Annotated in this window: 17 protein-coding genes and 1 tRNA gene; 8 read left to right on the top strand and 10 right to left on the bottom strand. The window is 58.8% G+C overall.

Annotated elements, in window-relative coordinates; genetic code table 11:
• Positions 1-24: 24 nt before the first annotated feature.
• A complete protein-coding gene (gene acs / locus PY793_RS00595; RefSeq protein WP_408744635.1) occupies positions 25-1,968 on the bottom strand; it encodes an acetate--CoA ligase in 1,944 nt (647 codons plus the stop codon).
• 209 nt (positions 1,969-2,177) lie between these two features.
• The gene (locus PY793_RS00590) at positions 2,178-2,618 is read right to left on the bottom strand and encodes a DUF2501 domain-containing protein (protein ID WP_275176199.1); all 441 of its coding nucleotides are present in this window, start codon (positions 2,616-2,618) and stop codon (positions 2,178-2,180) included.
• Positions 2,619-3,182: 564 nt separating this feature from the next.
• Here PY793_RS00590 and PY793_RS00585 point away from each other — a divergent pair.
• The 3 genes from PY793_RS00585 (at position 3,183) to PY793_RS00575 (ending at position 8,609) form a co-directional block, all read left to right on the top strand.
• Positions 3,183-3,887 (top strand): GntR family transcriptional regulator, encoded by a 705-nt coding sequence (locus PY793_RS00585; RefSeq protein ID WP_275176198.1) that lies wholly within the window; start codon positions 3,183-3,185, stop codon positions 3,885-3,887.
• 82 nt (positions 3,888-3,969) lie between these two features.
• The gene (putA, locus tag PY793_RS00580) at positions 3,970-7,716 is read left to right on the top strand and encodes a bifunctional proline dehydrogenase/L-glutamate gamma-semialdehyde dehydrogenase PutA (RefSeq protein WP_408744650.1); all 3,747 of its coding nucleotides are present in this window, start codon (positions 3,970-3,972) and stop codon (positions 7,714-7,716) included.
• Between the two features lie 209 nt (positions 7,717-7,925).
• A complete protein-coding gene (locus PY793_RS00575; RefSeq protein ID WP_275176196.1) occupies positions 7,926-8,609 on the top strand; it encodes a YoaK family protein in 684 nt (227 codons plus the stop codon).
• 99 nt (positions 8,610-8,708) lie between these two features.
• On the opposite strand, the gene PY793_RS00570 is transcribed toward PY793_RS00575, so the two are convergent.
• The 5 genes from PY793_RS00570 to PY793_RS00550 all read right to left on the bottom strand — a co-directional run bounded on the left by PY793_RS00570 (position 8,709) and on the right by PY793_RS00550 (position 13,953).
• Complete coding sequence (locus PY793_RS00570; RefSeq protein WP_275176195.1) at positions 8,709-10,079, bottom strand: amino acid permease; 1,371 nt, start codon at positions 10,077-10,079, stop codon at positions 8,709-8,711.
• Positions 10,080-10,148: 69 nt separating this feature from the next.
• On the bottom strand, positions 10,149-11,636 hold the full coding sequence (locus tag PY793_RS00565) for a hypothetical protein (protein ID WP_342803902.1): 1,488 nt from the start codon (positions 11,634-11,636) through the stop codon (positions 10,149-10,151).
• A gap of 569 nt (positions 11,637-12,205) precedes the next feature.
• Positions 12,206-12,279 (bottom strand) — tRNA-Gly (locus PY793_RS00560).
• A 56-nt stretch (positions 12,280-12,335) separates the two neighbouring features.
• Positions 12,336-13,727 (bottom strand): DNA repair protein RadA, encoded by a 1,392-nt coding sequence (radA, locus tag PY793_RS00555; protein ID WP_275176193.1) that lies wholly within the window; start codon positions 13,725-13,727, stop codon positions 12,336-12,338.
• A 61-nt stretch (positions 13,728-13,788) separates the two neighbouring features.
• Positions 13,789-13,953: a hypothetical protein gene (locus PY793_RS00550; protein ID WP_275176192.1), complete on the bottom strand. Its 165-nt coding sequence runs from the start codon at positions 13,951-13,953 to the stop codon at positions 13,789-13,791.
• On the opposite strand from PY793_RS00550, the gene PY793_RS00545 reads away from it, so the two are divergent.
• The 3 genes from PY793_RS00545 to PY793_RS00535 all read left to right on the top strand — a co-directional run bounded on the left by PY793_RS00545 (position 13,952) and on the right by PY793_RS00535 (position 18,452).
• Positions 13,952-14,737, top strand: a complete 786-nt coding sequence (locus PY793_RS00545; protein WP_275176191.1) for an MlaE family ABC transporter permease — start codon at positions 13,952-13,954, stop codon at positions 14,735-14,737. The genes PY793_RS00550 and PY793_RS00545 overlap by 2 nt on opposite strands.
• A gap of 11 nt (positions 14,738-14,748) precedes the next feature.
• Positions 14,749-15,537, top strand: a complete 789-nt coding sequence (locus PY793_RS00540; protein ID WP_275176662.1) for an ABC transporter ATP-binding protein — start codon at positions 14,749-14,751, stop codon at positions 15,535-15,537.
• 482 nt (positions 15,538-16,019) lie between these two features.
• Positions 16,020-18,452 (top strand): DUF3772 domain-containing protein, encoded by a 2,433-nt coding sequence (locus tag PY793_RS00535; protein ID WP_275176190.1) that lies wholly within the window; start codon positions 16,020-16,022, stop codon positions 18,450-18,452.
• A 142-nt stretch (positions 18,453-18,594) separates the two neighbouring features.
• Here PY793_RS00535 and PY793_RS00530 read toward each other — a convergent pair whose 3' ends face one another.
• Both PY793_RS00530 and gmk read right to left on the bottom strand, forming a co-directional pair.
• On the bottom strand, positions 18,595-20,091 hold the full coding sequence (locus tag PY793_RS00530) for a replicative DNA helicase (protein ID WP_275176661.1): 1,497 nt from the start codon (positions 20,089-20,091) through the stop codon (positions 18,595-18,597).
• A 62-nt stretch (positions 20,092-20,153) separates the two neighbouring features.
• A complete protein-coding gene (gmk, locus tag PY793_RS00525) occupies positions 20,154-20,804 on the bottom strand; it encodes a guanylate kinase (protein WP_275176660.1) in 651 nt (216 codons plus the stop codon).
• Positions 20,805-20,914: 110 nt separating this feature from the next.
• Between gmk and PY793_RS00520 the strand changes: the two genes are divergently transcribed.
• Together PY793_RS00520 and PY793_RS00515 are read left to right on the top strand one after the other, a co-directional pair.
• Positions 20,915-21,733 carry an SDR family NAD(P)-dependent oxidoreductase gene (locus PY793_RS00520; protein WP_275176189.1) on the top strand — a complete coding sequence of 273 codons (819 nt, stop codon included), beginning with the start codon at positions 20,915-20,917 and terminating at the stop codon, positions 21,731-21,733.
• A gap of 40 nt (positions 21,734-21,773) precedes the next feature.
• Positions 21,774-23,120, top strand: coding sequence for a purine-cytosine permease family protein (locus PY793_RS00515; RefSeq protein WP_275176188.1), 1,347 nt, complete (start codon positions 21,774-21,776; stop codon positions 23,118-23,120).
• On the opposite strand, the gene rlmB is transcribed toward PY793_RS00515, so the two are convergent.
• A complete protein-coding gene (gene rlmB / locus PY793_RS00510) occupies positions 23,084-23,902 on the bottom strand; it encodes a 23S rRNA (guanosine(2251)-2'-O)-methyltransferase RlmB (RefSeq protein ID WP_275176187.1) in 819 nt (272 codons plus the stop codon). The two genes, PY793_RS00515 and rlmB, sit on opposite strands and share 37 nt — an antisense overlap.
• Positions 23,903-24,044: the final 142 nt, after the last annotated feature.

Below are 24,044 nucleotides of genomic sequence, written 5' to 3'. Positions count from 1 at the left end.
CACACACGCCACGGGCCGGGCTGCCTAACCCGCCTGCCCGGCAACCTGAGCAATAATTTCTTCCACAATATCCGGATCAGACAGGGTGGAAAGGTCGCCCAGATTACTCAGGTCGTGCGCAGCAATCTTACGCAGCAGGCGACGGACAATTTTACCGGAACGGGTTTTGGGCAGGTCACGCACAACGTAAATCTGCTCCGGCACCGCATAACGGCCAACCCCATCGGCAATGGCGCGGCGCACGGCGGCGGGATTCAGCTCCCCTTCCGTGCGGGGCACAACAAACACAACCAGCCCCTGCCCCTTCAGGTCATGAGGGACACCAACGGCAGCACTTTCCACCACTTCGGCATCGGTTGCCACGGCATCTTCAATTTCCGCCGTGCCAATCCGGTGGCCAGAGACATTCACCACATCATCCACGCGGCCCGTGATCCAGAAGTATCCATCCGCCTCACGCCGCGCACCATCCCCCGAGAAGTAGCGGCCAGGACAGGTGGTAAAATAGGTCTGGCGGAAGCGCTCGTGATCACGCCACAGGGTCATGGCCTGACCAGGCCATGAGCGGGCCATGCACAAAAGACCATCCCCCGCGCCTGTAACCTCCACCTGGGTCTGCGCATCCACCAGGACGGCTTTCACTCCCGGCAAAGGCAGCCCGGCAGCCCCCGGTCGGCCCGGCACCTGCCCTGCACTGGCAGTCAGCATGACGCCCCCGGTTTCGGTCTGCCACCATGTGTCCACCACGGGGCAGCATGCCTTGCCGACCTCATCATGGAACCATTGCCATGCCTCGGGGCTGATCGGTTCGCCCACCGTACCCAGCACACGCAGGCTGGACAGGGAACGGCTGCGCACCACATCCGCATCCTCGCGCATGACAGCACGCACCACGGTGGGAGATGTGTAAAAGACACTCACATTGTTGCGGTCGATCACATCCCACCACCGGCCTGGCTGCGGCCATGAGGGCAGGCCCTCATAAATCAGGATTGTCGCGCCATTGCACAGCGGGCCGTAAACAACATAGGTGTGTCCGGTAATCCAGCTTGTATCTGCCGTGCACCAGAATACATCATTCGGCTGGGCGGCAAAAACCACCTCATGCGTATAGGACGCCCAGACCAGATACCCCCCCGTGCCATGCACAACCCCTTTGGGCCGCCCCGTGCTGCCCGAGGTGTACATAAGAAACAGCGGGTCGCACGCAGCCATGACCTCCGGCGGGCAATCTGGAATCTCCATAGCCACTTCCACAGTGTAGGACAGGTCCCGGCCGGGCTGCATGGGCACATCCGTACCCGTCACAGGCACCACCAGAACATGGCGCACGGTGCTGGCCGCACCACAGGCCAGCAGGGCCTCGTCCATAGTCACCTTGCTGGGAATGGACTTGGCGCCACGCCGTGCCACATCTGCGGTGATCACCACAACTGCACCGCTGTCCATAAGCCGTTCGGCCAGCCCTTCGGCCGAAAAACCGCCGAACAGCACAACATGGATTGCGCCAATACGCGCACAGGCCAGCATGGAAACCACGCCCTCTGTTACCATGGGCAGGTGAATGGCAACGCGGTCACCCTTGCCAACGCCCAGCCTGCGCAGCGTATTGGCAAGACGGCAGACCTGCGCATGCAGTTCGCGGTAGGTCAGAACCTGTTTTTGCCCGGCTTCCTGCCCCTCCCAGATCAGGGCGGCCTTGTCGGGCTGGGTCAGAACGTGACGGTCAAGGCAGTTTTCAGCCACATTAAGCTGGCCGTCCCCGTACCAGTCTATACGTACATCGCCGTTAAAATCGGAGCGGGAGGCATGGGAGGGCGCTTTATGCCAGACCAGTCTGCGCGCCTGCGACAGCCAGAATGCCTCCGGATCGCGTTGCGCACGCTGCACTTGATCAAGGTAGCGATCAGAGACGCCTGTCTCCGTCGTGCAGGGAATATTTTCTTCCACTCGGACTGGTCCTTTCATTTACGTTCTTATTTTGCACCCGAACCAGATGGTCTTTGACCATATCACGCCCTCAGAGGAAAGACATGCGCACACCCCCAGACGCATAAAAAGTGACCGGACAGGCATAAAAAAAGGCCAGCCACAGCAGTGACCAGCCTTTTTTGTTATGCCGTTTTTATTCCACACCTTACTTCCGACCAGCGCGGAACAAGGGCGTGACCCTGTTATTACAGAGCAGCTTTGGCGCGGTCCAGAACGGCCTTGCAGGTCTTCTGGCGCAGCGGCAGGGTTGCCATTGCCACGGTGTAGGTATGATTGTTCAGACGGATCTGGCCTGCGGAGCCGATCGCATAAAACATGTTGCCATCCGAGCCATCGGATACGGCATTGGTCTTTTTGTTGTATTCAAGCAACGTGCGGAAGGCGTCGTCGTAATCCGGCACGTATTCGTTCTGGACGCAGTAGTTCAGCAGACCTGCATTTTCCTTCGGGTCAATGGAGGCCACATAACCCGATGGGTCCACGGTTGAGAGGAGAGAGGTATCCCCCCCGCGGATGACCGGCATGGTGAGGGTCTTTTCCTCGGCATGAGCAAGCACTGGCACAGATGCCAGCACGGACGTGGTAAGGGCTAGCGCCGACAAGGCACGCACGGCAAACAGTTTCATTCAGAATCTCCCAAACGGAATATGCGCCAAATTGCCCCGTAACCCTCGCAAAGATCAAGCAGCCCCCGCGCGCACAAAAAACATGGCAGCCCACAGTCCTCTCCCCGCAGGGGAACACCGTGCCTGTCATAACAGAAGCGGCCCCCTGTTGCGCCACCATGCTACTGGCCCCTGCACGCCTCTGCAAACAGGCCATAAATGGTACGATAACCCACAGGATGTAAAAATAGGGTCTTGAAACATTACGATATTATCTTTGTCTTCTGTAATTTTACCGGCACGGCACCCTCTGTAGCCCGCATAGGTGGCTCCCGTGCCCCAATCCTGCCCGGACAGGGAAATCCATCCCCTACCAGTTGCTCTGCGCCAATCTGGCAGGGGTGTTTGGCGGCCCTGCCAACGGGCAATCACGATCAGGTGATATAATCTTCACCCCCCGGTTCATGCGCCCGATACAGGCTGCAGGCGACCTGTTGCTGGACTGACCGATTGAACAGTTCGGGCATCCATCCTATAACAACCTTAACGAGACCGTAACAAATTGAAGCGGGAGCTTATACCGACATGCTGCCTGCCAGCCTTTTCAAGAGTGTTGACATTGCACCGCATGGTACCGCGTCAGAGAGTATCTGCACGGCATTGCGCAAGGCCATACTGGAAGACCAGCTACCAGCAGGCCGCGCCCTGCCCCAGTCCGAGCTGGCGGCAGGGTTTGGGGTGAGTATCATCCCCGTGCGTGAAGCGCTCAAACACCTTGAAGCCGAAGGACTGGTGGCGTTTACGCCCAACAAGGGCGCGCTGGTCATCGGTCTGGATGAAGCCGATATTCTGGAATACTCCCAGATTCGCGCATTACTGGAAGAACAGGCCGCAGCCGAAGGCGTGCGCAACATGAGCCGCGTGGACTTTGCCCGTGTGGAAGACGCCTACGAAGCTTTTGTAGCGGGGGTGGAAGGTCCACAGGGCATGATCCGCTCGGGCGTTCTTAACCGTGCGTTCCATAATTCCATCTATGCCGCAGCCCCGCGTCCGCGCCTTCTGGAAATGATAGAAGACCTGAACACCAGACTGGACCGCTACATACGCGGCCATCTGATCATTGCAGGCCGCACAACCATTACCCATGACGAACACAAGGCTATTCTGGACGCCTGCCGTAACCGGGACGCGGATTTGTGTGCACGACTGACGCGCATCCATATTCTGGAAGCATCCAGAATCTCGGTGGATGTCTTCCGCCGCAGGCAGGCCGGGCACAGGCTGGGCTGAGTCTTTATCAGCTTATAAAATCCATATTTAACAAATACCTGTTCATTTTAGCGTCGCATCATGCCTGATTAAATAATATATGATGTTGCAAATCATATATTATCGTGTAAGAGCGAAAAATCATTGTGAAGCCAAAACCAACCTGCGCACCTGCAGGCGCTCGGTTTGGCGGTTGATCCGGATGAACAACGCCATGTCTTCCACCAACACATTTGCTCCCGATTTTTCCTCCCGCACCCCGCTGCGCAAAGCAATTACCCAGGCTATCCGCCGCCCCGAGCAGACATGCATGGAAACTCTGGCCCCCGCCGCCACGCTGAGCGCGCCAGAGGACAACGCCGTGGCCACACTGGCCACCAGACTGGTCGAAACCCTGCGCAGCCAGCGCAACCCCGGACTGGTGGAAACACTGGTGCAGGAATTCGCCCTTTCATCCGCCGAGGGCGTGGCGCTGATGTGTCTGGCCGAAGCCCTGCTGCGTATTCCCGACATGGCAACACGTGATGCCCTTATTCAGGACAAGATAGGCGAGAGCGACTGGCTCTCCCACGCAGGGCGCGGCAAACCGCTCTTTGCCAATGCCGCCGCATGGGGGCTGGCCCTGACAGGCCGCGTGGTTGCCGAGCATAATGAGAAAACGCTCTCTGGCGCGCTTATGGGCTTTGTGGAGCGGAACACACGCCCTGTTATTCGCAAGGCGATAGACGCGGCCATGCGCATGATGGGCGAACAGTTCGTGCTGGGCCAGACCATTGAGCAGGCACGCAGGAACAGCGCAAAGCTTGAAGAAATCGGCTTTGCCTATTCCTATGACATGCTCGGAGAGGCCGCCTACACCGCAGCAGATGCCCAGCGCTACCGGCAGGACTACATTAACGCCATTCATGTGATCGGCCGCAGCGCCAAAGGGAGTAACGTTTACGAACGCCCTGGTATTTCGATCAAACTTTCCGCCCTGCACCCCCGCTATGTCCGCGCCCAGCATGCGCGGGTCATGGAGGAACTCCTGCCTGTTGTGCAGGAACTGACCCTGCTCGCCCGCCAGTATGACATTGGCATCAACATTGATGCAGAAGAAAGCGAGCGGCTTGATATTTCCCTCGATCTGCTCGAAGCCCTGTGCGTCACACCGGGGCTGGAAGGCTGGAACGGCATTGGTTTTGTGGTTCAGGCTTACGGCAAGCGGGCTCCTCTTGTGCTGGATTACATTATTGATCTTGCACAGCGCACAAACCGGCGGATTATGGTCCGCCTAGTTAAAGGTGCCTACTGGGACAGCGAAATTAAAAAAGCGCAGGTCGATGGCATGGCAGACTATCCTGTGTACACTCGCAAATGCCACACGGATATCAGCTACATTGCCTGCGCACGCAAACTGCTGAACGCTCGGGATGTGATTTTCCCGCAGTTTGCCACGCACAATGCACGCACCCTTGCCACCATTTACACATTGGCAGGACAAAAATACGAGATCGGGTCTTACGAATTCCAATGCCTGCACGGCATGGGCGAACCCCTCTACCGTCAGGTTGTAGGGGCGGACAAACTAAACCGCCCCGCACGCATTTACGCACCAGTTGGCACGCATGAGACTCTGCTGGCCTATCTGGTCCGCCGCCTGCTGGAAAACGGCGCGAACTCCTCCTTTGTCAACCAGATCGGAGATAACGCCATTACCGTTGCCTCCCTGATTGAAAACCCCATCACATCGGCCCATCGCTATACGCCGTTTGGAGCCCCCCATTCCGAAATCCGCAAGCCGCTCGACCTGTTTGCCCCAGAACGCCAGAACTCCGCGGGGCTTGATCTGGCCGATGACCGCACGCTTGAAACACTGGCAGATGGCATTGCAGCCGCCCCCCCGCAATGGCAGGCGGCACCCATGGTACCTGGCGTCACAGCCTGCGGTACGCAGCACCCGGTGACAAACCCCGCCGACCGGCGTGACTTGGTGGGCCACGTAACCTACGCCACGCCAGAAACCGTAAAACAGGCCGTGGACGCCGCACAAAAAGGCTTTACGGACTGGGCAGCCCAACCCCCCGCCGCCCGGGCGGCCTGCTTGCTCAGGGCCGCCAGCCTGCTGGAAGCCCGCCACCCCGCCCTTATGGCCCTGATCTGCCGAGAAGCAGGCAAATCACTCCCCAATGCCGTGGCCGAAATCCGCGAGGCAGTAGACTTCCTGCGCTATTACGCCACCACCATCCAGCGTGATTTTAACAACACGACCCATATCCCCCTTGGCGTTGTAGCCTGCATTAGCCCATGGAACTTCCCGCTCGCCATTTTTATTGGCCAGATTGCCGCAGCCCTTGCCGCCGGTAACGCCGTTATTGCCAAACCGGCAGAAGAAACACCCCTGATCGCCGCCGTGGCCGTGGCCCTTCTGCACGAAGCGGGCATACCCGCCCCTGCCCTTCAGCTCCTGCCCGGGGAGGGCGATGTGGGGGCAGCCCTTGTAGGCGACCCCCGGATCATGGGGGTCATGTTCACCGGTTCCACCGCTGTTGCCCAACTGATCAACCGCCAGTTACTCGACCGGCGCACAGCCACCGGCCAGCCCGTGCCATTTGTGGCCGAAACCGGCGGACAGAACGCCATGATCGTGGATTCGTCCGCATTGGCCGAACAGGTTGTGGCAGATGTGCTGGCCTCGGCGTTTGACAGTGCAGGCCAACGCTGCTCCGCCCTGCGCATCCTGTGCGTGCAGGATGACTGCGCAGACCACGTTCTGGCCATGCTGCGCGGTGCCATGCAGGAACTGCGGCTGGGCGACCCCCGTGCTCTGGCAACAGATATAGGCCCGGTCATTACCGCTGAGGCGGCTGCTGGCATTACCGCGCATATTGAAGCCTTCCGCGCCAGACACACTTCGGTCCATGCCCTGCCTGTGCCAGATCACTGTGCCCATGGCAGTTTTGTGCCGCCAACACTGATCGAGGTCATGTCCATTGGAGAAGTCGGACAGGAAGTGTTTGGCCCCGTCCTGCATGTGCTGCGGTACCCACGCGCCGGGCTTGCTTCTGTGCTGGCAGACATTAACGCCACCGGCTACGGCCTGACCTTTGGCCTGCATACCCGGCTTGATTCCACCGTGCAGCACGTTCTGGAACAGGTGGAGGCGGGCAATCTGTACGTCAATCGCAACACTATCGGCGCCGTTGTGGGTGTGCAACCCTTTGGCGGGCGTGGCCTGTCGGGCACAGGGCCAAAAGCGGGCGGGCCACTTATTCTGCGCCGCCTGCTGGCACAGGTGCCCCCCCTGCCGCAGATTGCGCGCGGCACTACCCCGCAGGCCATGACTGAATGGACCGACTGGCTCCGCACGCAAGGCGAGAGCGAAGCTGCCCGGCGCGCCCATGCCCTTGCCAGCCAGCCTCTGGCCAACGCCCAGATAACGCTGCCCGGCCCAGTGGGAGAACTGAACCTGTACAGGCTGGGCGCGCGCGGCACGGTGCTGTGCATGGCCCAGACCACAGCAGGGCTTTATGACCAGATATCCCTCACCCTGGCGGGCGGGAACACCGCTGCCATTCTGGCGGACGCCACGGTTCTGACTACCCTTGCAACCCTGCCGGTCTCCACCAGGCAGTTCGTACGGCCTGTCTCATCCGCCAGGTCCCTGCAATGCAACATTCTACTTAGCGATACGGACAACGCGGCGTTCTGTGCCACGCGCGCCCTGCTGGCTACTGGCAACGGGCCTGTTGTGTCGGCCTATATCACCCAAAACGGCCTGCCCTCGGTCGAGGCTGTGCTGGAAGAACAGTCCCGCAGTATCAACACCACCGCAGCAGGGGGTAACGCCAGCCTGATGACCCTGAACTGACAGAACCCGCCCCACTCTGCCTGAGGCCCGGCGGTTACGCCGGGCCTTTTTTGTTCAGCCCATTATGCCCGTGCCGCGCTGCGGAGCATGGCACCATCCCCCTAAGATCATTTTTCCGTGACCGCCAGAAGTGTTACAACATGCCCCATAGCCCGCGACGTATACCGCCGGGTCACCGTTTTTCCTTTTTCATGTTATCAGGAGATACAATGACAACCCGCGCAGGGCATGATGCCAAACTGGTCATTGCCATTTTACTTGTTACCATGGCCATGGGCATGCTGGACGCCATTTCTTTGCTGCATCTCAAGATTTTTGCGGGTTACATGACCGCAACCATTATTCTGATGGCGGTCAACATCGCAACATCCCAGACCATTGTGCTCTCGGGGCTGGAAGCCATCGGTTTTTATTTTCTGGGTGCCACGCTCGGGGGGCGGCTTGTGCGCCGCCAGCAGAGCATACGGACCATTGTGGGGGATATTCTGCTTGGCGTGGGCGCTATAGTCGGCCTTGCCGCGTGGATATGGTCGACCAATATTCCAGGCGATATTTACATAACTCTGGCGTTGCTCTCCTGCGCCATGGGGTTGCAGACATCAGCCACACGACACGCCAAACTACCTGATATGGTTTTACCCGCCGCAACCATGGTCTTGCATGGGCTTGCCCATAACAGCTCCGCCGCCGGGGGAAGCAGCTCTGGCACCCTGCGCCGTGCGGCTGCTATTTCAAGCCTGTTTGTGGGAGCGGCCATTGGCACGCTGGTTTCTGGCAGAAGTGTCTCTTTAGGCATTGCACTGGCTGGTGGCACCATTGTTGTAGCGGGTGGTCTGCTCCTGCTGCGCAAGCACCCGCTGGCCTTCCATCTGGACCGGATGAGCATTCCGTAAAAACCTGTCGCATTACGGGCCTACCCCCGGCACTGACAGAACCAGAAAGCCCCGCCAGATAATAGCGGGGCTTTCTGGTTTACGGAGCATAATCCAAAATCAGATTGTCTGTTTGTTCTGCATGGCAAAATAGGACGCCAGACCGTAGCAGACCACCGATGTGCCCAGGGTTGCCAGAGCGGTCATACGCTCTTCGGGGTTGATCAGCATGGCAACAAACACCAGCACCACACCGGCAAGGGTTGCGTAATTACACAGCGGGAACAGGAACAGCGTGTAATTCCCTTTTTCCGTGCCGTTGCGGCGGGCTGCAAAACGGGTGGTGATGTAAGCTGTGACAATCAGGCTGTAGATCAGCAGGATCACCCCACCACTACAGCTAAGCAGAAAGGCAAAAATGGTCTGCGGCGCCAGAATGGAGGAAAACGCCACCAGAGTTCCCGCAATGCTGCTGACCATAATGGCAAGTCTTGGTGCGGAGCTGACCGAGCGACGGGTCAGAAACGCCGGAGCATCACCTTGTGCCGCAAGTTCGGTCAGCACGCGCGAGGTAATATACATGGCGGAGTTAAGGCAGGAGAGAATGGCGCTCAGCACCACAATGCGCATCATCATGCCCGCGCCCGGAATCCCCATTGTGTCCATAGCGGTGACAAAGGGGGAACGCCCGGCCACAATGCTGCTCCACGGCACAACAAGCAGGATCATGGCGACTGAGGCCAGATAGAACAGGGTCACACGCGTGCCAAGGCTCCGTGTGACCCGCGCCACATTTTTGTCCGGCTCAGGAGATTCGCCAGCGGCAACCGTTGCAATTTCCGACCCCATCATGGTGAACAGGATGGTAGGAATAATGGACAGCACCGCCACGATGCCGTGCGGCATAAGGCCACCATGCCCCACAAGATTATGCCAGGCCGGTACGCCGGGGCCAAAAACATGCGCCACATACAGCGCGCCAACTGCCACAAAAGCCAGAATACTGAACACCTTAACCGCAGAAAGCCAGAACTCGCATTCCCCAAACACGCGCGGGGCGGCAAAGTTGACCAGCTTAAGCAGCAAGATCAGCCCGATGGACAACATCCATATTGGCAGGTGAATCCAGTCCTGAATCAAAATTGCTCCGGCTATGGCCTCGCTCCCCAGCACCACAACCCAGAAAAACCAGTAAAGCCAGCCCGAGGTAAACCCGAGCCTGTCCCCGTGTGCGGCACGGATGTATTCCACAAATGAACCACGACCGGGGTCTGCCACCACCATCTCGCCCAACATGCGCATGACCAGAATGACCAGTAGCCCTACCATGACAAAAGCCAGCAGAACCGCAGGGCCTGTCGCCTGAATTGCAGCCCCGCTCCCCACGAACAGACCCGCACCAATGGTCCCACCCAGTGCAATCATGGCGATGTGGCGGCTCCGTAGCCCGGTGGCAGGTTTAATGACGCGCTTGGTATTCTGCTCAGCCATGGAGGGGTCCTTTATTCTTGTTAGCTTGCTGCATTCATAACTCAAGAGGAATAAACTGGGAAATGCCCCTTAAAAGTGCTTGTAAAAATATGCCTCGATCACCCCGGCGTGGTGGCCAATTCTGGGCATGGGCTGGTTCCCCGGTACCCCGGCTTTTGACAGGGCCCGCCCTGCCGGTCCGGCAAAGGCCGCCCCGCCAGCCAGAGCGGCGGATGTGTTTTCGTCCAGCGTGTATTCAACAGAGGCATCAAGCTCATCGGACACGTGACGACCGGTATTTTTAAGCCCCATACCCGAGACATGGATAAGCGACAGATCATAAAAATGCAGACCGAGCTTGACCTGATCGCCCGGACGAATCAGATGCACGGAAGGCACAACAGTCAGATCAATCTGATGGTCTTCCAGGTCGGAAAGAGGAGCCAGATACATGCCCACAATTTCACCCGGCCAGTAGCCGCCATAGGTGTAGCGCTTACCATCATACAAAAAGAACGTATCGTAGTTGTGCTTGACGCCCCCCCTGGCATTTTTACCGCCACCCAGACGGGTGTAACGGTAAAAAACATGCGGGGTCCATGGCAGCATGGAAAACGTATAGCCCGGCTCAAAATACATCCCGTAAGCCGAAACCCCCTTATACCCGTTACCCGGATGGCTGTTCTGCTCCGAAACAAAATTGCCATAGAACGTAAAGTTTTTGGATATATCCATAGCCTTGAGCGGTAACACCGTCCCCCCCCAGCTCAGGGCGGCCACATTCATGCCATTCCGGTCGGCACGGGTTGAATAATCATAATGGGCGGATATATCGGCATCACGCACATGAAAATAAGTGAGTGTCACATAGGCGGCGCGGTCAGCATAAACCGATGCCCCGTGACCACCCGCCTTGTTGGCAAACCATGTTACGTCAAACCCGACAAAACTGGTTTTTGGCCGGTCAAAGCCCCGGTCAATATCATTATCCGAATTGCTCTCAAGCATGAACACATCGGCGCGGAGGGGGTCCCCCTCCAGCTTGACCACACCCGGACCGGAAAAGGCAAAACGTGGCGCGTACCACCATGCCCCGCGCTCGCCTGAACTATAGGTACCCTTGCCGATCAAAAATCCGTCATCCACCGCAAAAGCCTGACGCCCGCCCTGAACGGTAAAGACCTGATGCCCCCCCGCCAGACGAACCGGCACCCGTACCCCGGCATAGGCTTCTTCCAGATAGACCGAGCGGGGGGTGCCCGATGTTTGCGAAACCTGCTCGGCATCCCCATCCCCCAGAGTGGTTGCACCAATGGCTGAGGCACTGCCTATGATGTCAAACCCCCAGTCGGTCTTCCATTCCCCTTTAAGCATGGGTTTGCCATACAGTTCGCCGTAAGTCGTGTTGGCATGGCGGGTGTACCCACCCGATGCCTGAGGCGCATAGGAACCACCGCCAAAATTGGTATGGGGGAGATGGAACGCGGATCCCCCAATATCCAGCCCGCTCTGAATGGTCACGCCACTGACCGAGACAAGCGTCTGCTCCGCCTGCGCGGGCGTGATCTCACCCAACATGCAAAGCAGCAGGGAACAAACGCCAAACCTGACTGCACCAGAAAGCCCAGCCCCCGCAGCATGGCCGGAATCGTAACAAAACAGACCAGCATGATTTTTGGGTGTTTGCAGCAGACCAGTCACGCCAAGAAGCACTCCCCTTGAAAATAAGCTACAGAACCCGCACACCCACAATCCGGGCAAAGCAATTATATATAATGATCGCATCATCCTATAATATATTCAAGATGATATAAGAAAAAATACGTCTTATCCGTATTTATGTATTCTTGAAATCACATCCACACAGATACAAGTAATGGTATAATTTTATTTCGTTTCTTTTACGGTCCATACTGAAAAACAGCCTTAATATACCGAAAACGAAATAATATACATCGCAATCAATTCAACCCCTGTTAACCAGCCCGGTTCAATATATTTTAACGGATACATCAAACATGGCCCGTCGCCCCGGCGTATTGCGGATAGAATGCAGACGCACAGCCACTTCGGCCCAACATGCTCGGCGGCAGATATGGGACAGGCTGAAATAATTTTTTATTAAAAATCCAAGGAGAAACCACGCATGGAGCGGATGAGGGGAATCGAACCCCCGTATGCAGCTTGGGAAGCTGCCGTTCTACCATTGAACTACATCCGCATAGCGCGTGGGCGGCTTATAGCGCGCTCCAACACGACTTGCAATGCCGTGCGGAATTATTCCGCCGCCACATCCGGGCCAACCAGATCGGAAATATGGCCCAGTTCAAGCAGGTCCATCCCCTCCGGCGGGCGGGAGCGCGCGCTCCCCCGTGCTATGCGGCGTGGCAGAACAGCCTGCGTAAAGCCCAGTTTGGCGGCTTCCTTGAGCCGCGCATCCGCCTGTGACACCTGCCTGACCTCCCCCGACAACCCGACTTCTCCAAAATACACGGCACCGGGGCTTGTGGGCGCACCACTGGCGGCAGAAACCAGAGCCGCCGCCACAGCCAGATCCGCCGCAGGCTCAACCACCCTGAGCCCGCCAGCCACGTTAAGGTAAACATCCATACCGGACAGCTTGAGCCCGCAGCGTGTTTCCAGCACCGCCAGCAGCATGGCCAAACGTCCGCTATCCCACCCCACAACGGCGCGGCGCGGCGCTCCATCCCCCCCTTTGGGGGAGAGCAGCGCCTGCACTTCCAGCAGAACGGGGCGCGACCCCTCCAGCCCCGCAAATACGGCAGAACCGGCAATATTGCCCCGTCGCTCGGCCAGAAACAGGGCAGAAGGGTTGCTGACCTCTTCCAATCCACGGTCTGTCATGGCGAATACGCCAATCTCATCCGTAGCGCCGTAGCGGTTTTTGGCAGCGCGCAGAATACGGAACTGGTGCCCCCGGTCACCTTCAAAATACATGACCGCATCCACCATGTGCTCCAGCACACGCGGGCCAGCCAGCGCGCCCTCCTTGGTCACATGCCCAACCAGAATAAGGCTGAACCCCCGGCGCTTGGCAGCCCTGATCAGCTCAAACGCACAGGACCGTACCTGCGAGACCGTTCCTGGCGCACTATCCACCGATTCCAGCCACATGGTCTGGATGGAATCTATCACCACCACCTTGACGTCCGCCTCTGCCTCAAGCGTTGCCACAATATCCGCAACGTTAATGGAGGCCGCCAGATCCAGACTGGATTCCACAACCCCCAGACGGATGGCACGCAGGCGGATCTGGTCCACCGCCTCTTCCCCCGAAATATAGAGAACCCGCTCCCCCCGGCCCGCCAGACGGCTGGCCGCCTGCAACAGAAGGGTGGATTTGCCAATACCCGGGTCCCCCCCAACCAGCACGACAGAGGCCGGAACCAGTCCTCCGCCCAGCACCCGGTCCAGTTCCGCAAGACCCGTGCCCGTGCGGGGAGGAAGTTCCACCTTGCCCCCCAGTCCATGCAGCTGCACACGCCGCCTCTTGCCTGCGCGGGTTGAGGCCGACGAGGCCGCCAGAGGCTCCACGGCCATTTCTTCCAGCGTATTCCATTCCTGGCAGGCATCACACTGGCCTGCCCACTTGGCATGAACAGCGCCGCACGCTTTACACACATACTGGCGGGACGTTTTTTTGGCCACGGAAACTCCCCCTGTTCCTACCCTGCTGGAGCATTATGAATGGAATAAAACAAGAACAAACTCAAGCCCCGGCGCAGGCCGTACCCCACCCCACGCCATAACGCATCAAACTCTTCCGGGCCGACAAAACAAAACCATGCTTTGACGAACCCGGCCCGAACGGGTTACGGCTCACACCACAGCAGACCCAGACCACACACAACAGGAACAGACAGCCCGAACTCATGGATATGGTGCTTGATCTTGTGGCCCGCACAGGCCGCGCCACACTTTCGCTTATCCGCAGTGCGGGCGCTCTGGCGCTTTTTGCGCTGGCCGGGTTGTCCCACATTCTGCGGCCACCGTTCTACGGGCGTGTGTTTGTACGCACGTTTCTGGAAACCGGGTTTTTCTCCCTGCCGGTTGTCGCGCTGACGGCCCTGTTCTCGGGCGGGGTTATTGCGCTGCAATCCTATACGGGTTTCGCACAGTACCATGCCCAGAGCGCCATTGCCGGTATTGTGGTGCTGGCCGTAACCCGCGAACTTGGGCCAGTGCTGGCAGGCCTTATGGTAGCAGGCCGCGTAGGGGCCGCCATGGCCGCCCAAATCGGTACCATGCGCGTAACCGACCAGATTGATGCGCTGAGCACACTCTCCACCAACCCCATGAAGTATCTGGTCGCTCCGCGCCTGCTTGCTGGCATGATCGCCCTGCCCCTGCTGGTTCTGGTGGCGGACGTACTGGGTGTGGCCGGTGGCTTTACGGTTGCCGTGGTCAAACTTGGATTTTCTCCCACGGCCTACATTACGGCAACGCTTAACTCGGTTAAGGCCATGGACGTTACGGTGGGGCTGGTCAAGGCCACGCTGTTCGGGTTCCTTATCACGCTCATGGGCTGCTATTATGGCTATAACAGCAAGGGCGGGGCAGAAGGCGTAGGCTCCGCCACCACATCGGCCGTTGTGGTGGCATCCATTCTGCTTCTGGCCTTTGACTACCTGATTACAGACCTGTTTTTCTCACAATGAGTGCCGCAGCCATGGACCAGAGCATGACCAGTGCTCCCCCCAAAATCCGTATCCGGGATCTGCACAAATCCTTCGGGGACAAAAAGGTGCTTGATGGCATTTCGCTTGATGTGCCGCCAGGAACGTCGTTTGTCATTATTGGCGGGTCAGGGTCTGGCAAGTCCGTGCTGCTCCGCTGCATTCTGGGCCTGATGACCCCGGATTCGGGCAGTATTGAAATTGATGGCGAGGACGTACTGGCAGCGCCTGCCAAACGGCGCGACCAGCTCCGCAGCGAAATTGGCATGCTGTTCCAGAACGGTGCGCTGTTTGATAGCCTGCCCGTATGGGAAAACGTGACCTTTGGCCTGCTTGCGCTCAACAAACTGGCCCGCACAGACGCGCGGGACAAGGCTGGAGCTATTCTGGAACAGGTCGGGCTGGCTCCTTCCGTAGGGGACCTCTTCCCTTCCGAACTGTCTGGCGGCATGCAAAAACGCGTAGGGCTGGCGCGCGCCATTGCAGCCCAGCCCGACATTCTGTTTTTTGATGAACCCACAACCGGACTGGACCCGATTATGGGCGCTGTCATTGACGGACTGATTGTGGATTGCGTTAAAAAACTCGGCTCCACTGCCATTGCCATTACGCATGACATGGCCTCCGCCCAGAGGATCGGGGATGAAGCCGCCATGCTCTATAGGGGCAAGCTGGTCTGGCAGGGAGCTGCGGCATCGCTCATGCAGAGCGGCAACGACTATGTGGACCAGTTTACCCACGGCCGCCGCCAGGGTCCGATCACCATGGAATTGAGACGATAACGGTTTTAACGGTATTCTAATTGCCTTGCCCATGGCAGGCGGGAATGAGATAGAGACACTCATATCCATCTGTGGAGAAAGACACATATGAAACGTGCGGTTCTGCTGCTGGCATGCGCGCTTGGACTTTCCGCCTGTGGAATGTTCCACCACCCTCCGCGCCAACTGACCAAACCCGCACAGTGGGAACCCTTAGGGTACCATGACCACCTGAGCAGCAGCGACACCTAACACGCGCGGGTAAAACACCGAAGAAAACACAGGCCAGCTCAGGCGGTGCGTCAGGCTGCGGGCTACACCCCGCAGTGCAGCCACATGGTGGTGGCTGACAAGGCGGTTTTTAAAAACTGATAAATTTTTCTCACATTAATCCGGTCATGGTATAAAGCGCTCCGGCTTTGCGCCATGGTGGCATGCAACCTGTTATCCGCCCTGATCGTTTGAAGCCGTAATGTTCTCTCTCCACGGCGCAAGGTTGCCTGATGCTTCGTATACCTGTCCGCGTAGTTTTTTTACTCTCGCTCTTCCTCTTTTCCCTGTCTGGGCTGTCCGTTCCGGCTGATGCGCAGAATACCGACCAGCCCGTAGCGGCAGCGAGTACGCTCACGCCCCTGATCATGGGCGCACAGGATATTGTTTCTGACAAAACACTTGATGAACTCGGGGCAGAAATCCGCTCGATCTACACAAGTGGCGTAACGGAACAGCAGGCGGGGCACAGTGCGCTGGACCTGAGCACGCTGCTCCAGCGCGCGATGGCTGTTTCCACCCGGACAGACAGGCTGATGGCGCGGATCAAGCCGTATCAGGACGTTTATCAGAACTTTGTGGATATTCTGGGAAAGCCCCCCGGCAAGGATGACCCACCCGAAGCCGCATCCATTACCGAACAGCGCGCAAGCCTGAGCAGGCGGCAAAAAGATATTTCCGCGCGGATGACCCGGCTCAGGCTTTATCAGCTCGAAGCGCAACAGCTCGTCAACGAACTGCGTCAGCATGACAGCGCCATCCAGCAGGCCACGCTATGGCAGCAGATGCCCTCCCCCCTTGGGGTCAATTTCTGGTCGCAGTTTGTGCAAAGCGCGCCGCAGGATGGCCGCAGGCTGAATGCACTTGGAGCCGAAACCCTTGCCATGCTGGCAACAGCCCTGACTGGCAAACGTGTTTTTATAACACTGGCGGGTCTGTGCGCATCCATCCTGCTGCTGATCGGATGGCTGAACGCACGCAAGCCGATACGCCTGCTCTGTAGCCGTTTTTTGCCCACGGGCCGCGTGCGCCCCATTGCCGCAACGGTTCTGTGCGGGGCGGTCAGCGTACTGGCCTGTGCCATTTCCTTTCAGGTTTTCTGGAACACGCTGGCGTTTGACAACCCCGCCGTGGGGGATGATCTGGCGCAGCTTGCCAGCATGGTCGCCACACAGGCCCCCCTGTGCGGGCTGGTGCTGGAGCTTGGGTTCTGTTTTTTAAGCAGCAAAGCAGAATGGCGTGTTTTCAACATGTCGGACGATCTGGCACGCAGCCTGCGCCTGTTCCCCGCATGGCTGGCCATTGCCATGATCGTGCGAGGCATCCTGCGCTATGTGGATACGCAAAGCGGACTTTCCCTGCTGAGCGTACAGCTTATGGATGGCCTTTATACCCTTGCGGTCAGCCCGCTCCTGTTCGCCATTCCACGTAAGCTGCGCACAACAGCCGCACAGGATCAGGACGAAGAGGCCGAGCCAGGCGGAACGGAGCAGACCCCACCACTGGCGCAGTTCCTGCGCAGCATGGCCATGGGCATTTCCATCATCTGCTGGATTGCGGTGCTCTCGGGGTATATTCCCCTTGCCTATACCCTGATCTCATGGGTCAGTGTGATGGCCCTGAGCATGACCGCGCTTTTGCTGGCATCCATGCTCACAACCGCCGTTGGGGGAACTCTGTTTGCCTCCCGCGCACCGTTGGGTCGCCACCTGGTGGAACTGGGGCTGCCACCACGCCTGATTAACCAGGCCAGTATTCTTATCCCCGGCCTGATCAACGTGCTCCTGCTGGCCGTGGCCTATGCGGTAGCTACATCGGGTGCCAATTTTGACCCTCCCCAGATATGGCGGCAGCTTTACTCCCTCTTCCACGGCACGGAAGACAGCAATACGTCTTCTGTTTCACTCGATGCCATTCTGCTCTGCATTGCCTTGCCTCTGCTCGGGTATCAGGCCATCAAAATTGTTAAATCGTGGTTCCAGCAAAGGTTTTTCCCTGCCACCAATCTGGATATAGGTGCGCAGGCTTCCATCCTGAGCATACTGAGTTATGCCGCATGGATTCTGATCGGGCTGGCCATGTTTGCCGCCCTCGGGGTTACGGTCAAAAGCATGACATGGGTTGTCAGCGCCCTGTCTGTGGGGATTGGTTTTGGCCTGCAATCCATTGTGCAGAATTTTGTATCGGGCATTATCCTTATGGCCGAACGCCCTGTATCTGTTGGGGATGTGGTGACTATTGCAGGGGTTACCGGCAAGGTGGAACGCATTAGCGTGCGCTCCACGGACATAAGGCTGGATGACAAATCCACCATGATTGTCCCGAACTCGCAGTTTATTACTTCGGCGGTCAAAAACGCCACGCGGGCACAAAAGCCCGGCGTGTTTACCGTGGAACTGGACCTGCCATTTGCCTCGGACCTGAACAAGGCCAGCAGCGTGGTCATTGCCACCCTGAGCGCCTGCGCCGATACCGACCCAGACAGCCCCCCGACCGTAAGCATGACATCTGTCGCCGATGGTTCGGCCGTGCTGACCGGCTCGGCCAAAGCGCGCGATGGGGTGGAAATCAAAACTGCCCGCAGCAGCGCCCTGTTTGCAATCTGGCAGGCTTTTCAGGAAAACGAGATCCCCGTCACATTCCGCCAGACCGTGCGCGCACCCTAAATCCGAGCCCATACCCGACTTTGTGGCGCGCAGCCGCGGCACTTCTGCGCTTTTTATCAGAAACCCGCAGCAAAAAGCCCGGCCCCCTAATGGGAGCCGGGCTTTTGACGCACCAGTCATACCTGCCAAACAGAGCCTGACATTACTGTTCGTGAATATTATCCAGGTCCGCAAAACGTGTGTATTCGCCTTCAAAGAACAGATTGATGGTGCCTGTTGGCCCATGGCGCTGTTTTTCCAGAATCAGTTCGGCCTTGTTATGGACCAGCCCCATCTTGCGTTGCCATTCGTCCATGGCCACTGCGTATTTGTCCATGGAATCATAGGCTGTTTCCTTGGGCATGCGCTGTTGCAGGTAATATTCATCACGATAGACGAACATCACCGCATCGGCGTCCTGCTCAATGGAGCCGGATTCACGCAGGTCAGACAGCATAGGCCGCTTGTCCTCACGGCTTTCCACCTGACGGGAGAGCTGGGACAGCGCAATAACTGGCACTTCCAGTTCCTTGGCAATAGCCTTGAGGCCCTGCGTGATCATGGAAATTTCGAGCACGCGGCTTTCGGGGCGGGTACCAACGGAAGGGCGCATGAGCTGGAGGTAATCCACCACAATCAGGCTCAGCCCCTGCGTGCGTTTGAGGCGGCGACAGCGTGTACGCATGGCCGACAGAGAAATTGCAGGCGTATCATCAATCAGCAGCGGCAGGCGGGAAAGTTCGTGGCTGACCCGCACAAACCGGTCAAACTCCTTTTGTCCGATATCACCCCGGCGGATACGCTCGCCCGATACCTCGGCCTGTTCGGACAAAATACGTGTAGCCAACTGTTCGGCCGACATTTCGAGCGAAAAAATGGCAACAGACCCTTTGGGCCTACCCCCTTTTTCCTCGGCCTCGTCCATCAGCGACCGTGCGGCGGAAAAGGCAACCTTGGTCGCCAGCGCCGTTTTGCCCATAGCCGGACGCCCGGCCAGAATAAGCAGGTCGGAAGGATGCAGCCCACCGGTCTTTTTATCCAGATCCCGCAGGCCCGATGTCAGGCCCGTAACGTGCCCTTCGCTCTGGAAGGCGAGAGCCGCCACGTTGATCGCACCTGTAAGAGCCTTGTTAAAGGCGACAAAATCGCCTTCCTTCCCTTTTTCGGTCGCCAGTTTGAACAGGGCTTCTTCCCCCGCCTCAATCTGGTCGGGGCCGGACAGGTCCCCCGTGGCTCCAAAGGCGCTGTTAACAACATTTTCGCCGATATCGATCAACTGGCGGCGAATCCACGCATCATGGATAGCGCGCCCATAATCCCCGGCGTTAATAATCCCGACCATGGAGGTCAGCAGTTTGGCAAGATAGGCCATGCCGCCCACGTTATCGAGCATGCCGGAGTTTTCCAGCTCCGCGCGCATGGTGACCGGGTCGGCCAGTTGCCCGTTTTCTATCCTGCGGGCAATGGCTGCATATAACTGCCCGTTGACGCGGTTGGCAAAATGCTCACCGGCCAGAAAGTCGGATACCCGGTCATACGCCCGGTTATTGGTCAGCAATGCGCCCAGCAAAGCCTGCTCGGCCTCAATATTGGCCGGAGGCTGGCGCAGGGTCAGCCCTAGCAGGCCATCTTCCTTTGGTTTGTCGGTCTGTGTTGTCATGCTCACATTAACGGCCTGTTACAGGTGCGGGTCTGGCATATGCCGCGGGGCAAGGACGCGTTTCAGGCACCAAAGGTTGCCACAAAACCGGCAAGCCCGGTCTGCCTGCGCGTTAACAGGCGACCTGCCACCAGCACGGAGCGCACTTCGGCCACAGCCCGGTCCAGCTCTGTGTTGATGACAACATTATCAAACTCCTGCCAGTGCGAAATTTCATCCCGCGCGGCAGCCATGCGCCGGGCAATTTCGTCCGGATGATCGGAACCCCGGCCCTTGAGCCGACGTTCCAGTTCCTCCAGGGAGGGCGGGAGCACAAACAGGCTGATCACATCTCCCGGCAGGGCCGCACGTATCTGCCGGTGCCCCTGCCAGTCTATGTCGAACACCATGTCATGACCTGCGGCAAGAGCCTGCTCCACCGGCGCGCGGGGCGTGCCGTAGCCCCGACCAAACACAATGGCCCATTCCAGCAGTTCACCCGCCTCAGCCATGGCCTCAAACTGCTCCATGGTCCGGAAAAAGTAATGCACGCCCTCTTTTTCTCCCGGCCGGGGCTGGCGTGTGGTCACGGACACAGAATGCTTCAGTTTTGTGTCCGACGCACGCAGCGCGTTGGCGATAGTTGACTTGCCAGCACCCGAAGGAGCGGAAATAACAAGACATACACCCCGCCGCATTGCCTGACCCGGATGAGCCGTTCCATTGTGCGCCATACTGCTCTTTTCACACCCTGACTGTTCAAACTTACGCTCTTGCCCCTTCATGCCAGAAGCGGCCATCCTGCGCCACCGCGCTCTATGCCACACGGAAGGCGGATTTTGCCATGCAACACAATACCGTTCTCATAACCGGCGGCTCCTCCGGTCTGGGACGCGCACTGGCCCAGACCCTGGCCCGCCCTGGCCGCACACTCTGGCTGGGCGGGCGCAACACGGCACGGCTGGAAGAAACCGCACAAAACTGCATAAGCCGTGGCGCTACCGTGCACCTGAACATATGTGATGTCACAGATGCTGCGGCCATGGCGCAATGGATACATGGTACAGGCGGGCTAGACATGGTTCTGGCCTGCGCGGGCATTACCGGGGGCACACGCAAACCCGCAGGCCCGGATAATGCCCCCACCGAACCACAGGCCCAGATCCGCCGGATTTTTGCAACCGACCTGACCGGCGTACTCAATACCGTGCTCCCCGCACTGGAACTGATGCAAAGCCGGCCCCGTACCGCAGATGGCCTGCGCGGACATATCTGCGCCATTTCCTCCGTAGCCGGGCTTGTCTCCTTCCCCGGCACCCCATCTTACAGTGCGGCCAAGGCGGCGGTGGACCGGTTTATGGTGGCAACCGGGGGCAACGCCAGAAAGGCGGGTATCCTGCTCAGTTCAGTTGTCTGCGGCTTTGTGGATACGCCCATGGTGGCGCGCAACACTTTTCCCATGCCGGGGCTGACCGATGTTGACAGTGCATGTCGGCGCATTCTGCGCGGGCTTGCCCGTAATGAGCGGCGCATTACCTTTCCGCTCTGGCTGGCAGCTGGCGCACGCCTTATGGACCTGTTACCCATAACACTGGCAGAAGCCAACTATAACAGCCAGCCTGCCGGAGCCCCCGGCAGCATGCCCGAACCCGACCTGAGTTGACCCCACCCCCCGCCCCGGCCCAATGCAGAACCTCCCAGACATGACGCAGAACACCCCCCTGCGCGGACATGCCATAATGGAAGACATGTCCGCCGCCGCCGTGCGCGAACCTGTGCCAGAATACCTGAAAACCATGCAGATGGACCGCGTATTCTGGAGCCATTTTGCCCCCAATCTGGGTCTGGGGGGCTGGGTTACGGGCGCCCTGCTGGTCAGCATGGGGCTGGATTTTAAAACAGGTGTTGCCGCCGTTATACTGGGCAACCTGATTGGCGCATTACCCGTAGCTCTGGCCGCAGCCATAGGCCCTGTGACCGGGCTGACGCAAATGGAGGCATCACGCCGCGCACTGGGGCAGATGGGCCTGCGTCTGCCCGCGTTCCTGAACTGGATTTACTGCGTGGGGTGGGACGCGGTAAACAACGTACCCGCCGCCACCGCCCTGATTGCGCTGCTTCTGGTGTGGGGCATGCATGCCCCCTTCTGGGCAGCCCTTGGCGTACTGGCCGGGGTGCAGATGCTGGCTTCGATCTACGGCCATCATGTGGTGCAGACATTACAGAAATATCTTGGCGCGTTCCTGCTGCTGGCCTTTGTGTTCATCGGCATTGTGTTTGCCCTGCGCGGGCAGGCACCCCTTGGTACTCATCACTCCGTCAGCGTGAGCACATTTTTGCTGGCAGTGGGGGTTCTGGTCAGCTTCAATCTGTCCTGGGCGTCCTATTCTTCGGATTATACGCGCTACCTGCCTGCCAGCGCCAACCCCAGAAAAGTGGTGCTGCTTGCGCTGGCCGGGTTGTTGGCTTCGGCCATTCCATTCCAGATTCTGGGGCTGATCTCAGCCGGTAGCGTGGCAGATGCCTCACCCACGGCGGTCATTGCATCGCTCCAGCATACACTGGGCCCACTGGGCACATTTGCACTGGCCGCCATTGCGCTGTCTTCCATCACCGGCAATTCGTTCAACGACAACACGGCAAGCTACAGCCTTATTTCCGCCGGGTTGCATATACCCCGCGCTGCCGCAGCCATACTGACAGCCACACTGGGCTACATGCTGGCCGTGGCCGGTGCAGGACGGTATGCCACGTTCTACACCGACTACCTGATGGTCACCATGTACTGGATTGCACCGTGGACCGGCATTGTGCTGGCTGACTGGTACTGCACAGACCGTACTCCAAGACCCACCCCCAGCGGCTGGACGCGGGGAGCAAGCATATTTGCCATAACCACCGCCCTGACCATTGGCCTGTTCTCCACCAGCAGCCTGTACACCGGCCCCATTGCCCGCTGGCTGGGTGGAGCCGACATTGGGTATTATGTTGGCTTTTTTGTTGCTGCCAGCTGTTACGCGGCGGGCATACCGCGCCGCACCAGTTCGTAAAGTCCAAGTGCTGCCGCAACGGATACATTCAGGCTTTCCATCTCACCGGGCATGTACAGCCCCGCAATCTCATCACAGCTTTCCCGCGTTAAGCGGCGCAGGCCGCGCCCTTCGGCCCCCAGCACAAGGGCCACGCGCCGCCCGTCAAACCCCGCGCCATTCAGGATTGTGCCACCAGCATCCAGCCCCACTGTCCAGCAGCCTGCCTTTTGAAGCATTTCTATCGCGCGGGACAGATTGACCTCGCGCACAAAAGGTACGGTTTCCAGCGCGCCAGATGCGGCCTTGGCCAGTACGGCGGTTTCCTCCGGGGCATTGCGGTCCTGCACCACAATGCAGGCCGCCCCAAAAGCCGCCGCCGAGCGCAGGATGGCGCCAACATTGCGCGGGTCTGTCACCTGATCAAGCACCAGTACAGGACCGGGGCGTTCCAGCGCCTCCTCCAGCGAGAGAGATGGCAGAATCTGCGCCAGCAGGGCCACACCCTGATGTACCGCCTCCGGTCCCAGCAGGTCATCCAGCCTTGCGCGCTGCACCAGTTCGGGGGGGACCTGCAAACCCCGTCCACCCGCACGGGCGGCCTCTTCGAGCACCGGGTGTTCGGCTTCGGTCACCAGCAGGCGTTCGTACACCCGGCGCGGGTTGGCCAGAGCCGCCGCCACGGCATGTGTGCCAAACAGCCAGCATTTACCCGCCGGGGCCGTACCATCGCGCCCACCGCCACCATGGGCGGATAAACGGGAACGGCGTGCGGGGCGTGCGGCTTTGCGGGGGTTCTGCATGGACAATACGGTTCCAGGTTGGAGTCACTCTGCCTCTCCCCTAGCGCATGAGCGGGGTGTCCGCCTATCCCCACAACGGCGCAGGAGCTTATCTTTAGTCTGTCACAGATCCGGGCATAGCGGGGAATGGACATTCCCCCCA

The sequence above is a fragment of the Acetobacter fabarum genome, from assembly GCF_029069195.1.
Taxonomy (GTDB): Bacteria; Pseudomonadota; Alphaproteobacteria; order Acetobacterales; family Acetobacteraceae; genus Acetobacter; species Acetobacter fabarum_A.
Note: the sequence above shows the minus strand (reverse complement) of the source record. Positions and strands in the feature narration are given on the sequence as shown.